The sequence below is a fragment of the Ensifer adhaerens genome (assembly GCF_000697965.2).
Lineage (GTDB): Bacteria > Pseudomonadota > Alphaproteobacteria > Rhizobiales > Rhizobiaceae > Ensifer > Ensifer adhaerens.
The window spans coordinates 419,957-433,793 of record NZ_CP015880.1 but is presented as its reverse complement, the minus strand read 5'-3'; the positions used below and the strand labels follow the sequence as shown (position 1 = coordinate 433,793).

Below are 13,837 nucleotides of genomic sequence, written 5' to 3'. Positions count from 1 at the left end.
TTGCCGCAGTTTGACTTTTGTCAGTCGCATCCAATCGGACGCACCCAAGTGGACAATCAAATTGACCACTTTGCGCGACCTGCCTAGATTGCGGCGCTGAGCATCGACGCTCCTTTCGCCCTTGCCGCATGCAAACCGACCACATTCGCGATTTCGGGCAAACCCGGCCGAAATCCGCGTGATCTGGAGACCAGACGTGACCGAAGACCAGATCGACCTTTTCGCCCGTATCAGCCATAGCCGCACGGCGGACGAGGTCGTGCAGCAGATCGAGCTTTTGATCCTCGAAGGCGTATTGCGCGACGGCGACCGTCTGCCCGGCGAGCGGGAACTCTCCAAGCGCTTCGACGTGTCGCGGCCGATCCTGCGCGAGGCGCTGAAGGAACTCGAAGGGCGTGGCCTGGTCGAAAGCCGCCACGGCGGTGGCACCTTCGTCGCCGACGTCGTCGGGCAGATCTTCTCCAGGCCGCTGATCGACCTCATTGCGCGCCATCACAAGGCAACCCAGGATTACCTCGAATACCGGCGCGAGCTTGAGGGGCTGACAGCGGAACTCGCCGCCACCCGCGCGACGGATTACGACCGGGACATCCTGACACGGATCATCGAGCGCATGCGCAGAGCGCACGCCGCCGGCGATTTTGACGCCGAACTCGAAGCCGATATCGAGCTGCATCAGGCGATCGGTGAGAGCGCCCACAACATCATTCTCCTGCACACGCTGCGCGCCTGCTACCGGCTGCTCCAGCAGGGCATATTCTTCCATCGCAATTCGGTCTTCGATGCGCCGGGGGCGCGCGACCGGCTTCTTGTGCAGCACGAAGCGATCTACGAGGCGATCATGGCAAGGGATCCGGCGAAGGCGAAAGCCGCCTCGCAGAGCCATATCGACTTCGTCGCCGCCGCCACCCGCGAGGCGGAACGCACCGGAGAATGGAACCGCATCGCCCGCCTGCGCATGCAGCAGCGCGACCGCGCGAACTGACAGATCGGGCCCGCGCCCGACCCCCGGCTCTACCCTGCAGCCGCCTCTCCGGTCGGAATCAATCGCCCTTGCGATCTCGAACCGTTCCACCCCGAAACCAATCGTGATCCGACGACAACGTATGGCTGTCGGTCGGTTTGCAAATATGCCGCGAAAACACCATATCCTGTCGTATCCGGACCACAGTTCTGCGGAAAGCAAACCGCATATCCGGCTGCCGAATACCCGCGACATTTACACGCTGCAGGACGCTGCCATACTGGCCGGCAAAGCAATTAAAGCCACTGATTCGCCGAGAGGAGCACAGACGACCTTGAACTTCTTGAACAGGCTCGCATCCGATGTCCAATTGATGCTGCGTCGACCGGCGCGCATGCAGTATGCCGCGCTCTGCTATCGGATCCGCAAGAAGACCAAGGCCCTCGAAATCCTCCTGATCACCAGCCGCGATACCGGCCGCTGGGTCATTCCCAAGGGATGGCCGATGCAGGGCAAGCGCGCCCATGAAGTGGCCGAGCGCGAAGCCTACGAGGAAGCCGGCGTCAAGGGGCATGTGCAGAAGGCGACCGCCGGCTACTATCTCTACCAGAAGCGCATGGATCACGGGCTGAAGATTTCGGTCAAGGTGCAGGTGCACGCGTTGGAAGTCGACGATCTCTGCAAGCACTTCCCCGAGGAAGGGCGCCGACAGCTCGAATGGGTCGACTACAAGGAAGCGGCCTCGCGGGTTGCCGAACCGTCGCTGAAAGATCTCATCCTTGCCTTCGGTGAACGCATGGAGAGCGCAGCGAGCCCGATGCCGAAGGCTGTGAACGGCTAGCCTTTCAAGCATTCCAAGAGCATTCGACGCCGCCAGACGCGGGTTCCCGGCCTGCGCCATACGGATGTCCATCAAATCCACTTGAATGCGTGTCGCTGTGGCCTTAGTGGCCGTCGTGACAATGGAGTTCCAGGTAGTGGCACAGCCGCGCATACGCCTCGCAAAACAAACGATCGACAAAGACCTCGACAAGCTCAGCCTTGCCGAAGAGGCGTCGCAACATGTCAAGCGCAGCCTCGCGGCACCTGCGCTCGCCGGGCTGTTCCTGCTCTTGAGCATGGCCTTCGCCGCGAGCTTCGTGACGAGCTCCGCCAGCGCGCCGATCATCATCGCGGCGGCTGCCATTGCCGGCTACATGGCCATGAACATCGGCGCGAACGACGTGACCAACAACGTTGGCGCCGCAGTCGGCGCCAAGGCGATGTCGATGGCGACGGCGCTCGCCATCGCCGCGATATTCGAGATCGCCGGGGCGCTGCTTGCCGGCCGGCAGGTCGCGCTGACGATAGAGGCGGGCATCGTCTATGGCGAAGACGTGCTTGGACCACAGGCAATCGTCTGGATCATGATGTCGGCACTCGCTTCCGCGGCGGCCTGGATCAACATCGCCACCTATTCCGGGGCACCGGTCTCGACCACGCACTCGATCATCGGCGGCATCGTCGGCGCCGGCATCGCGGCGGCCGGCTTCTCGAGCGTGCAATGGTGGTCGCTCGCCGGCATCACGCTCAGTTGGTCGGTCTCGCCGCTACTCGGCGGCGCCATCGCCGCAGCCCTCCTCGCTTTCCTCAAGGAATTCATCATCTACCGCGAGGACAAGATCGCCGCGGCCAGGCGATGGATGCCGGTCATCCTTGGCGTCACCGCCGGCTGCTTCATGGCCTATCTCGCGGTGATCGCACTGGTTCAGGTGGCCGCGATCACCATGCCCGTGGGTCTTGCTGCCGGCGGCGTCGCCGGTTTTGCGGTCTATCTGCAGGCAAAGCCCTGGATCGCCAGCCAATCGGAAGGGCTCGAAAACCGCAACCAGTCGCTGCGCCGGCTCTTCCGCCTGCCTTTGATCGTAGCGGCGGCACTGCTTTCCTTCGCTCACGGCGCCAACGACGTCTCCAACGCCATCGGTCCCTTGGCTGCGATCGTCTCGGCGCTCGACGGCGTCATCACGACGGACAAATCACCGGCGCCCCTGTGGGAACTTGCGATCGGCGCGCTCGGCATCTCGATCGGTCTGCTGCTCTACGGCCCGAAGCTCATCCGAGTCGTCGGCCAGGAGATCACCAAGCTCAATCCGATGCGCGCTTTCTGTGTGGCACTGGCCACCGCGGTCACCGTGCTGCTGGCATCGGCGCTCGGCCTGCCCATCAGCTCGACGCACACGGCCGTCGGCGCCGTCTTCGGCGTCGGCTTCTTCCGCGAATGGTACATCCGCAATTCCAAGCGGCGGCTCGAATATGTCCGGCAAAAAACGGGACAGGCGGATTTCATGGAATCGGCGGAAACCAACTTTGCCGAGGTGCGGCGCCGGCATCTCGTCCGTCGCTCGCATTTCCTCACCATTATCGGCGCCTGGGTTATCACCGTCCCGGCCTCTGCCGCCCTGTCGGCCGTACTTTATTTCATCCTCTCCGGCATTTTCACCTGAAGGCCTCCTCAATGCGCGCCAATTTTCGCATGCAGCGACTGTTCGTCGAACACCCCTTGAGTGCCGGCTCGGCGCACGAAGCGTCCAAGGAACAGTTCAACTACCTGGTGAACGTGCTGCGTTACGAAGAAGGCGCCTCGATCCTCGTCTTCAACGGGCGCGACGGCGAGTGGCGGGCCGAGCTTTCCTTCGCCAGCAAGAAGCGCTTGGTGCTGACGCCCGTCGAGCAGACGCGCCCCCAGCCGGCGCCTTGCGATCTCGTCTATCTCTTTGCCCCGCTCAAGGTCGGGCGGCTCGACTATCTCGCGCAGAAGGCCGTCGAAATGGGCGCCGGCACTTTGCAGCCGGTCATGACGCAACATGTGCAGGGCAAGCTTGGCAATATCGAGCGGGTTCGCGCCAACGTCATCGAGGCGGCCGAACAATGCGGCGTACTCGGCATTCCCCATGTCGAGGAACCGCGCCGGCTCGAAGACCTGCTTGCCACCTGGCAGAGCGACCGGCGCATTATTTTCTGCGACGAAGGCAGCGACAGCCAGAATCCGTCGCCGATCCTCGCCGGCATCAAGGAAAAGAAGCTCGCGCTGTTGATCGGCCCGGAAGGCGGCTTCTCGGAAGCCGAGCGCACGCTGCTGCACAGCCTCGATTTCGTCACCGCCATTCCGCTCGGGCCCCGCATCCTCAGGGCCGACACGGCAGCCGTCGCCGCCATGGCGGTCATCCAGGCAACTGTCGGCGACTGGCGATAGCCGGTCGTTCCCGGGCAAATCGGACACCGCTCGCTCCCCTAGAAGGGGACGATCTCTCCGGCAAGGCAGGATTGGGTCACCAGTACCCATTTCCGCGGTGCTTGCTCCAGAGCAAGCAAATGTCCTACTTTTTTTGATGAGATCTTGAAAGAAATTGACTTGCACCGCACCTGATTACGGTTCAAGCAGCCTCCATCAACTCCCGCTAACCTGCGGGAGCCGCCCAAACAAAAGAAGACGCTCATGGCCCGAGATACCACCGACCAGACGCCGGTAACCTCTGTCGCTGACCTGACCGCCTACCTGGCAGAAGGTTCGAAACCGGAGGAGCGGTTCCGGATCGGCACGGAGCACGAAAAGTTCGCCTTCTTTAAGGCGGACAACAGCCCCGTCCCCTATTTCGGCGAGGCCAGCATCCAGGCGCTTCTGAACGGCATGGCGGCGAAAAGCGGCTGGGAACCGATCATCGACGAAGGCAACATCATCGGCCTTGCCGAACAGTCGGGCAATGGCGCGATCTCGCTGGAACCGGGTGGACAGTTCGAACTTTCCGGCGCGCCGCTCGAAAACCTGCACCAGACCTGCAAGGAATCGAACCAGCATCTGGCGGTGCTGCGCGAAGTCGCCGAGCCGCTCGGCATCCGCTTCCTCGGCATCGGCGGCAGCCCCAAGTGGACCTTTGATGAGACCCCGCGCATGCCGAAATCGCGCTACGGCATCATGAGCCGCTACATGCCGAAGGTCGGCACCCAGGGCCTCGACATGATGTATCGCACCTGCACGATCCAGGTGAACCTGGACTTCTCCTCGGAAGAGGACATGCGCCGCAAGATGCAGGTGTCCTTGAAGCTGCAGCCGCTCTCGACCGCGCTGTTTGCAAGCTCGCCCTTTACCGACGGCAAGCCGAACGGGCTTCTCTCCTGGCGCGGCGACATCTGGCGCGACACCGACAACCAGCGCGCCGGCCTGCTGCCGTCCGCCTTCCGTCCCGATTTCGGTTTTGCCGACTACGTGGAGTGGGCGCTCGACGTGCCGATGTACTTCGTCGTGCGCGACGGCCACTACCACGATTGCACCCACATCACCTTCCGCCAGTTCATGGGCGGCGCACTCAAGGGCGAGGTCGCCGACTGGCAGCCGAACATGGGCGACTGGACCAACCATCTCTCGACGCTGTTCCCCGACGTGCGCCTGAAGCGCTTCCTCGAAATGCGCGGCGCCGATGGCGGCCCGTGGCGGCGGATCTGCGCGCTGCCGGCCTTCTGGGTCGGCCTGCTCTACGACCGCGAGGCACTCGACGCCGCCGAGGCACTGACGCGCGACTGGACCTTCGAAGAGGTGAGTGCCATGCGCAACGCCGTGCCGGCTCAGGCGCTTGCCGCCAAGTTCCGCACCGGCACGCTTTACGACGTTGCCCGCGAGGTCATCTCCATTTCGCGCGGCGGTCTGAAGCGCCGCAACAGGCTGAACGGCGATGGTATCGACGAAAGCCAGTTCCTGGCGCCGCTCGACGAGGTGCTGGCCAAGAAGGCAACGCTCGCGGAAGACCTTTTGGCGCTCTACAATGGCCGCTGGAACGGCTCCGTAGACCCGGTCTTTGCCGAGTACCAGTATTAAGGCTCGGACAGGGGCGCGGTGCTCGTCGCGGCCCTCTCAAAAAGCGGTTCCCAGTCCCTGATTTCCCGTTATAGTGCAAGGATATGCGTCGCTTAGAGCGCCGCGCGTCCATAAAGGGGAACTGGGATGGCACCGCTTTTCGACATGTTCGCGCAGGCGCAGAACGGCAAGGCCATCGAGCTGATGGCGCAACAGTTCGGCATCGCCCAGGAGCAAATGACGAAGGCGACAGCGGCGCTGCTGCCGGCCTTCTCGGCGGCTTTCAAGCGCAACACCGCCAACCCCTACGACTTCGGCGCCTTGCTGACGGCGCTCGGCAGCGGCAACTACGCCAAATACTTCGAAGACATGAGCCAGGCCTTCACGCCGCAGGGCATGGCCGACGGCAACGGCGTTCTCGGGCAACTGTTCGGCTCGAAGGAAATGTCGCGCGCGATCGCCGCGCAGGCGGCCCAGGTCACCGGCGTCAGCCAGGAGATCTACAAGCAGATGCTGCCTGTGATGGCCGATACGCTGATGGGCGGGCTGTTCAAGCAGACAACCGGGCAATTTGCCGCCGCAAGCGATGCCTTTGCCAACAACCCGATGGCGACCGCGATGCGGCAATGGATGGAAGCGGCCGGTTTCGCCAAGAAGCCGGAACCGCAGCCGAGCCCGTTCGACAACCCCTTCACCCAGGCGATGCAGGGCTTCTTCGGCATGGCCCCGAAGAAGGAAGAGAAGCCGAAGACAGCCGACGTCTTTGCCGACAACCCCTTCGTCAAGGCGTTTCAGGACATGATGCAGGCGGGTGCCGCCGGCGCGCAGAAGCCGGCAGCCGACAATCCGGCGCTGGCCCAATTCTCCCAGGTCATGAACAGCATGTTCGACACCGGGCTGGAGATGCAGAAAGAATACCAGAAGAACGTCGAGGCGCTGTTCGACCTTTACAAGACCGGCCCCGGCACGAAGAGCTGAGGCCAAGCCTCCCCGTCAGCACATCCCGCGCCTCCATCGGACGGCAATCGCCTGCAAGTGCGGGCGTCAGCGCGTTGTTTCGAACAGCTTCGGAAAGAAAAAGGCCCGGTGCATGTCTTGGTCATGCACCGGGCCAAGCGGCAGGGTCTATTGGCTCTACCCTGCGGGGAACGTTTGGGCGCGCGACCGTTGAGGTCAGCGGCACCGAATTTCGCAGCATGACCCGCGGCGGCGGCAGGCTTTCGCGGATCATGCTCGACTGGCACATCTCAAGCGGCGGGATGCGCCATTGGGGACGATCAGTCGTGGCGGGCCCCTTTGTAGAAGAGGCTCGCCCGGTTTCGCGACGCGCGTGTCAGGTAACTCGCCGGATTGTCGAAGAAGGGCGAGGTAATCGCCTCGCGCACATCTTCGCGTTTCAGCCCCATGTCGAGGAGCTGGCGGTCATCCAGGTCGTTCAGACGGCCGATCGCATAGCGATTTCGGAGGAGCTGCCATACGGACGTTAGCATGCCTGTCACGCCGACGGCGCGGGAGGCATAGGACTGCGTTCCGGCAACGAGGTCGAGATCGAGGGCGTGCTGTGTCGTGCGCATGACAATTTCTCCTTTCAGGCACGAAGAGGCCCATCCCCTGCGGGAGATCAAACGCAGGGGCGGGCCAAAGAGTTTGGGATTCGCTGGCGAAATTGCCGGCCGGGGATCGATGAATTTGCCTCCGATAGATCGCAAATCCTTATTGATCAGTCCAACGAATGTTTTTAATGATATTCATCAAACAATCTTATGGATGCATTACGGCCATGTCCGCACCCCTTGATATCGATCAGCTCCAGACCTTTGTCGCGATCGCCGATACGGGCAGCTTCACCAAGGCGGCCGACCGGGTCTTCAAGACCCAATCCGCCGTTTCCATGCAGATGCGCCGCCTGGAAGAGCGCATCGGCAAGGCGCTGTTCATGAAGGACGGCCGCGGCAACCGGCTCACGGTCGAAGGCGACCGGCTGCTCAATTTCGCGCGCCGGATGATCCGCCTCAACAACGAGGCGATCGCTTCCTTCGACGACAATCGCCTCGAAGGCACGCTCCGGATCGGCACGCCAGACGATTACGCCGACCGCTACATGCCCGAGATCATCATGCGTTTTGCCAAGACGCATCCGAATGTCGAGCTTTACATCATCTGCGAGCCCTCCGTGGACCTCGCCGAGAAGATGGCCAAGGGCGACCTCGACATCGCGCTCGTCACGCACAATCCGCGTGCCCGCGCGTCGGACGTGGTGCGGACCGAACCGCTCTGCTGGGTGAGCTCGATCAACCACCCGCTGCCCGAGAACGCACCGATCCCGCTTGCTGTCGGCCGGCGCGACTGTCTGTGGCGCCAGGCGGCCTGTGCCGCACTCGATGCGACGGGTCGGGAGTACCAGATCCTGTTCACCAGCTGGTCGTCGACGGTCGTCGCCGCCGCTGTGCTGGCCGGCATGGCCGTCTCTGTCCTGCCGGAATCGGCGCTTCGTCCCGGCATGAAGGTGCTGACGCTTGCGGACGGCTTCCCGGCCTTGGCGCCGGTGCAGATCGGCATCATGAAGCGTCCGGGCCTTTCGCCCTCGCTTTCGAACGCGATCAGCAACCACATCACCGCCTGCCTCGACAACATCACGCCGATCAGCGCCAACGACGACCTCGAGGCCGACATCAAGGGCTTCCCGCGTTATCCGCGCCTCCGGCAGAGCCATATGCTGCCGGGCTGGTAAGAGCTGCAGAAAGCGGAAAAGGCCACGCACCAAGCCGGTGCGTGGCCTTTTTTTGTCCAGAGATCAGCACGCGGCCGAACTCGATACCAGTCTATTCGGCTGCCGCGCCGACGGCGTCGGCTTCGTAGCCGTGGGCCGCGTGAAGGGCGGCGCGCACACCGGCCTCATAGTCCGGGTGGACGCGCTTGAAGTGCGCAAGCTGGCGCTCGACGATCGGCCCCGGCACGCCGCCCATCGCCGCGGCGATGTTGGAGAACAGGCGCGCCTTCTGGCCGGCATCGAAGAGGTTGAAGAGCGCACGCGGCTGGACGTAGTCGTCGTTGCCTTCGCGGTGGTCGTAGCGGGCCATGTCGCCGCTGATGCGTAGCGGCGGTTCCATCGCGGAGGGCTGCTCGACCGGGCCGTTGAACGAATTCGGCTCGTAATAGGCACTCGGATTGCCGGTCTGAATGCCGCCGAACGTGTTCATCTGGCCATCGCGGTGATAGTGATGCACCGGGCATTTCGGCCGGTTGACCGGAATGTGCTCGTAATGCGTTCCGAGCCGGTAGCGGTGGGCGTCGGCATAGGAGAACAGCCGGGCCTGCAGCATCTTGTCCGGCGAAAAGCCGATGCCGGGCACGATGTTGGACGGCGAGAAGGCGGCATTCTCGACCTCGGCGAAATAGTTCTCCGGGTTGCGATTGAGCTCCAGCACGCCGACCTCGATCGGCGGATAATCTGCATGCGGCCAGACCTTGGTGACGTCGAAGGGATCATAGGCCGTCTTCTCGGCTTCGAGCTCGGGCATGATCTGCACCTGCAGCGTCCAACGCGGATAGTTGCCCTCTTCGATCGCCCCATAGAGCGCTTCCTGGTAGCTTTCGCGCGTCCGGCCGATCACGTCTGCCGCCTCGGCGTTGGTGTAGTGCTTGTGGCCGTGCTGGGTCTTGAAGTGGAACTTGACCCAATAGCGCTCGCCGGCGTCGTTCCAGAACGAGAAGGTGTGCGAGCCGTAGCCGTTCATGTGCAGCGGCGACACCGGACATCCGCGATCGGACATCAGGATCGTGACCTGATGCAGGCTTTCCGGCGACAGCGACCAGAAATCCCACATCGCGGTCGCCGAACGCAGGTTGGTCTTCGGGTGGCGCTTCTGGGTGTGGATGAAGTCCGGGAACTTGTAGGCGTCGCGAACGAAGAAGATTGGCGTGTTGTTGCCGACGAGGTCCCAATTGCCCTCGGGCGTATAGAATTTCAGCGCGAAGCCGCGCACGTCGCGTTCGGCGTCGGCAGCACCCAGTTCACCGGCAACAGTCGAGAACCGCGCCAGCATCGGCGTCTCGGCGCCGGGCTGCAAAACCTTGGCCTTGGTGTATTTCGAGATGTCGCCGGTGATCTTCAGCGTGCCATAGGCGCCCCAACCCTTGGCGTGAACGGCGCGCTCGGGAATGCGCTCGCGGTTTTGATGCGACAGCTTCTCGATAAGCTGATAGTCCTGCATCATGACGCCGCCGCGCGGGCCGGCCGTCAGCGAATTCTGGTTGTCCGGCACCGGGGCTCCGGCACTCGTCGTCAATATGGGTCGATCAGACATCGCGTCCTCCTGTCAAAGGGTTTCGCGTCCGGGTGGTCGCACAGGACCGACGGCAGCCGGCCGCAATCTGCGCGGCGATCAAAGCCCGAACGCTCTGGCAAGAGGTTTTTCCCACGGCGCCTCGATAATCTCCAATTGCATAAAAATTAAAGATCGATAAGATTTTCCTATCATGCTTACACTCAGACAGATGCGCTATTTCGATGCGCTCGCCTCCGCTCGCCACTTCGGCAAGGCGGCCGAACTCGTCCATGTCAGCCAGCCGGCGCTCTCCGCCCAGATCATGGAAATGGAGAACCACTTGGGCGTGAAGCTGGTGGAGCGCAGCCGCAGCGGCGTCTTCTTGACCCGCAAGGGCGAAGAGGTTTTGGCCCGTACCCGCGCCATCCTCTCTGAGGTGGATCAGCTGGAGTTGAGCGCGCGCGCCAGTTCCGGCACGCTCGAAGGGCGGATCCGCATCGGCGTCATCCCGACGCTTGCCCCCTACCTCGTGCCGCGGCTGGTGCCGCACCTGCGCCAGGTCTACCCGGCAATCGAGATCGAACTGAAGGAATCGGTGACATCAAGACTGGTCGCCGATCTCGGCGAGGGTCTGCTCGACGCCGTCGTCGCCGCCTTGCCGATCGAGGCCGACGGACTTTCGACGAAGCCGCTCTTTTCCGACCGCTTCTACATGGCAATGGCGGACGACGAGCGAAACATCCTGATGTCGCCGCTGACTGAAGACCAGGTGGATGTCGAACAGTTGCTCCTGCTCGAAGAGGGCCATTGCCTGCGCGATCAGGCGCTCGCCGTCTGCAGCACGGCCGGCAAGCGCCGTCTCGTCTCGTTCGGCGCGACCTCGATGACGACGCTCCTGCAGATGGTCGCCAACGGCATGGGCATGACGCTCATCCCCGAGATCGCGATCGCGACCGAGGCGGCGCGCAACTCCATCCGCATCGTACCCTTCGCCGCGCCTGAACCGGCGCGCGAGATCGGGCTTATCTGGCGGCGCAGCAGCCCGCGCGAGCGCGACATGGAAGCGCTCGCAGCGGCGATCAGCGGCTGCGCCGACGATATTCTCCAGGCGGCAGCGGCCTGAGCGTAGCAGCGCTCAGGCGAGCTTGGCCTTCAGGAACTCGACCGTCCGGCTCCAGGCGAGATCGGCCGCGGCCTTGTCATACCGCGCGGCCGAGGTGTCGTTGTTGAAGGCGTGGTTGACGCCGTCATAGACATAGATCGTCGCGTCCTTGCCGTTGTCTTTCAGCGCCTTCTGATAGGCGTCGATGCCGGCATTGATGCGTTCGTCGAGGCCTGCATAGTGCAGCAGCAGCGCCGCCTTGATCTTCGGCACGTCTTCGGCCTTGGGCTGCGCGCCATAATAGGCGACGCCGGCCTTCAAATCCGGGGATCCGACCGCGAGCCGGTTGACGAGACCGCCGCCCCAGCAGAAGCCGATGGCGCCGACCTTGCCGGTCGATTGCGCGTGTCCTTCCAGAAACGCCACGGTCGCCGCCGCATTCGCGGTCGTTGCCGCCGCATCGAGCGCGCCGATCATCTCGCGCGCCTTGTCCTCGTCCGTCGGCGTGCCGCCCGCAGGCGACAGGAAATCCGGCGCCAGCGCCAGGAAGCCTTCGAGCGCCATGCGCCGCGCGACGTCGCGGATATGCGGGTTCAGCCCGCGGTTCTCATGGATGACGATGACCGCCGGCAGCTTGCCGCTCACCTCTGCCGGACGAACGAGATAGCCTTTCATATCGCCGGCAGCGCCGGGATAGGTGATGTCCTCGCCGGTCACGCGGGTGTCGTTTGCAGCCACGATCTCCGCCTTGGCACCATTGGCCGCCAGCAGCGGCGCGATCGCCGCGGCCGCAGCCGCGGAACCGGCGAGACCGGTGAGCTTTTCCATGAAGCGACGGCGATCGAGGGTCAGATGCGTGTACTCGTCATAGGCGTCGATCATCGCCTGCGTGATTTTCGGTTCCTGCATGCCAGCCTCCTTCGGTTCTTATCTCCCGCGGCGGCAGACAGAACCGCCCGCGACAGAATAGGTCGGCGGGCGGTCTGGAACATACAAACTTGCGTTACTGCCGCGTGTTTCCTTTCGCCCTCACAGGTCGAAGCTCCCACGCACGCCGATCAGCCGTTGAGGTCGAGCACGATGCGACCGTCGATCTTGCCTTCCTCCATGCGCTTGAAGATGGCGTTGATGTTCTCGATCTTGTCCCAGGTGAAGTGCGAGGCGACCTTGCCTTCACCGGCGAACTCGAGCGATTCCTCCAGATCCTGCCGCGTCCCGACGATCGAGCCGCGGATGGTGATGCGCTTCAGAACCGTATCGAAGATTGGCAGGCACATCTGGCCGGGCGGCAGGCCGACCAGCGCCATGGTTCCCTTGGAGCGGAGCATGTTGAAGGCCTGCTCCATCGCCTTGGGCGCGACGGCCGTCACCAGGGCACCATGCACGCCCCCGGTCGCATCTCGCACCTGCTCGACCGCATCCTTGTCGCGCGCATCGACGACGAGGTCGGCACCAAGTTTTCGGGCAAGCTCCAGCTTGTCCGGGAAGATATCGACGGCGGCGACATGCATGCCCATGGCCTTGGCATATTGCACCGCCATGTGCCCGAGTCCGCCGATGCCCGAGATCAGCGCCCATTCGCCCGGACGCACTTCGGTTTCCTTCAAGCCCTTGTAGACGGTGACGCCGGCGCAAAGGATGGGGGCCGCGGGCCCGAATTCGAGCTTTGCCGGCAGGCGGCCGACGAAGTCAGGATCGGCGAGGCCGTATTGCGCAAACGTGCCGTTGACGGAATAACCGGTGTTCTGCTGGCTGCCGCAGAGCGTTTCCCATCCGGTGCGGCAAGGCGTGCAGCCGCCGCAGGCGGTGTGCAGCCACGGAACGCCGACGCGGTCGCCTTCCTTCAGCCGCGCGACGCCGCTGCCGAGCTTGGCGACATAGCCGACGCCTTCATGTCCGGGGATGAAGGGCGGCTTCGGCTTGACTGGCCAGTCGCCGTTGGCGGCGTGCAGGTCCGTGTGGCAGACGCCCGTCGCCTCGTATTTGATCAGCACCTGGCCGGGACCCGGCTCCGGTATCGGCACATTCTCGATTACCAGCGGCTTGCCGAATTCGCGCACCACGGCGGCTTTCATCGTTGCGGTCATCTCGTCCTCCGATGCGTTGTTGCCCAACGCCGGAGAGACTACGCGCAAAAGCGGCATCGGGTAATTGATACGCATCAAGACGGGAAGATGAAGGCGCAGACTGTCTCAGATCTGCGTCAGAATGGCGGTGCGCCTATCCGGATCAGCTCATCGCCATCCAGACGGCAAGCCACACCCACATCGCAAACAGCGTTGCAACACCGCCCATGAACAGCGGGCGGCGATAGCGCAGGCGATTGCTGGTCACATGCACGAAGGCGTGCACATAGCGCAGGGCAACGAAGAGCCAGGCAAGAGCGAGGGAGACGATGTTGTCGGCCTCGGTGATGTAGAGCAGCACGCAGCAGACGTAGAAGAGAACCGGCAGCTCGAACTGGTTGGCGATGCTGTTTTTCACCACCAGGCTTTCGCCCGGCTCGTCACGGTTTTCGCGAAACTGGCCGGCATTCGCCTTACCGGCGCGCACCAGGCCCATCCGGCGGAAGGAGAGAAGAGCATAGAGGCAGAAGACGAGGAAGACATGCGCCACGATCGGCCAGAAAATCTCGAAACCCGTCATTACGCTACTCCCTCAAACACGCTTACTCT

General features: G+C 63.3%; 13 protein-coding genes. 8 read left to right on the top strand and 5 right to left on the bottom strand.

The window, feature by feature from the left end; translation table 11 throughout:
* Positions 1–196 precede the first annotated feature (196 nt).
* The 6 genes from FA04_RS02015 to FA04_RS01990 all read left to right on the top strand — a co-directional run bounded on the left by FA04_RS02015 (position 197) and on the right by FA04_RS01990 (position 6,770).
* A complete protein-coding gene (locus FA04_RS02015) occupies positions 197–985 on the top strand; it encodes a FadR/GntR family transcriptional regulator (RefSeq protein ID WP_082572963.1) in 789 nt (262 codons plus the stop codon).
* A gap of 313 nt (positions 986–1,298) precedes the next feature.
* A complete protein-coding gene (locus tag FA04_RS02010; protein ID WP_034801419.1) occupies positions 1,299–1,805 on the top strand; it encodes an NUDIX hydrolase in 507 nt (168 codons plus the stop codon).
* Between the two features lie 136 nt (positions 1,806–1,941).
* Positions 1,942–3,447 carry an inorganic phosphate transporter gene (locus FA04_RS02005; protein ID WP_034801417.1) on the top strand — a complete coding sequence of 502 codons (1,506 nt, stop codon included), beginning with the start codon at positions 1,942–1,944 and terminating at the stop codon, positions 3,445–3,447.
* 11 nt (positions 3,448–3,458) lie between these two features.
* The gene (locus FA04_RS02000; protein WP_034800927.1) at positions 3,459–4,196 is read left to right on the top strand and encodes a 16S rRNA (uracil(1498)-N(3))-methyltransferase; all 738 of its coding nucleotides are present in this window, start codon (positions 3,459–3,461) and stop codon (positions 4,194–4,196) included.
* A gap of 243 nt (positions 4,197–4,439) precedes the next feature.
* Positions 4,440–5,813, top strand: coding sequence for a glutamate--cysteine ligase (locus tag FA04_RS01995; RefSeq protein WP_034800925.1), 1,374 nt, complete (start codon positions 4,440–4,442; stop codon positions 5,811–5,813).
* Between the two features lie 126 nt (positions 5,814–5,939).
* On the top strand, positions 5,940–6,770 hold the full coding sequence (locus tag FA04_RS01990) for a DUF937 domain-containing protein (RefSeq protein WP_034800922.1): 831 nt from the start codon (positions 5,940–5,942) through the stop codon (positions 6,768–6,770).
* 299 nt (positions 6,771–7,069) lie between these two features.
* On the opposite strand, the gene FA04_RS01985 is transcribed toward FA04_RS01990, so the two are convergent.
* Complete coding sequence (locus FA04_RS01985; RefSeq protein WP_034800920.1) at positions 7,070–7,366, bottom strand: DUF1127 domain-containing protein; 297 nt, start codon at positions 7,364–7,366, stop codon at positions 7,070–7,072.
* Positions 7,367–7,572: 206 nt separating this feature from the next.
* On the opposite strand from FA04_RS01985, the gene FA04_RS01980 reads away from it, so the two are divergent.
* Positions 7,573–8,523: a LysR substrate-binding domain-containing protein gene (locus FA04_RS01980; RefSeq protein WP_034800917.1), complete on the top strand. Its 951-nt coding sequence runs from the start codon at positions 7,573–7,575 to the stop codon at positions 8,521–8,523.
* 91 nt (positions 8,524–8,614) lie between these two features.
* On the opposite strand, the gene katA is transcribed toward FA04_RS01980, so the two are convergent.
* A complete protein-coding gene (katA, locus tag FA04_RS01975) occupies positions 8,615–10,099 on the bottom strand; it encodes a catalase KatA (RefSeq protein WP_034800915.1) in 1,485 nt (494 codons plus the stop codon).
* A gap of 172 nt (positions 10,100–10,271) precedes the next feature.
* Between katA and FA04_RS01970 the strand changes: the two genes are divergently transcribed.
* Positions 10,272–11,183, top strand: a complete 912-nt coding sequence (locus FA04_RS01970) for a hydrogen peroxide-inducible genes activator (protein ID WP_034800912.1) — start codon at positions 10,272–10,274, stop codon at positions 11,181–11,183.
* Between the two features lie 12 nt (positions 11,184–11,195).
* On the opposite strand, the gene FA04_RS01965 is transcribed toward FA04_RS01970, so the two are convergent.
* The 3 genes from FA04_RS01965 to FA04_RS01955 form a co-directional block, all read right to left on the bottom strand.
* Positions 11,196–12,071, bottom strand: a complete 876-nt coding sequence (locus FA04_RS01965) for a dienelactone hydrolase family protein (protein WP_034800909.1) — start codon at positions 12,069–12,071, stop codon at positions 11,196–11,198.
* 149 nt (positions 12,072–12,220) lie between these two features.
* Positions 12,221–13,249 carry an alcohol dehydrogenase AdhP gene (gene adhP, locus FA04_RS01960; protein ID WP_034800906.1) on the bottom strand — a complete coding sequence of 343 codons (1,029 nt, stop codon included), beginning with the start codon at positions 13,247–13,249 and terminating at the stop codon, positions 12,221–12,223.
* Between the two features lie 142 nt (positions 13,250–13,391).
* Complete coding sequence (locus FA04_RS01955) at positions 13,392–13,808, bottom strand: MAPEG family protein (RefSeq protein ID WP_034800904.1); 417 nt, start codon at positions 13,806–13,808, stop codon at positions 13,392–13,394.
* Positions 13,809–13,837 lie beyond the last annotated feature (29 nt).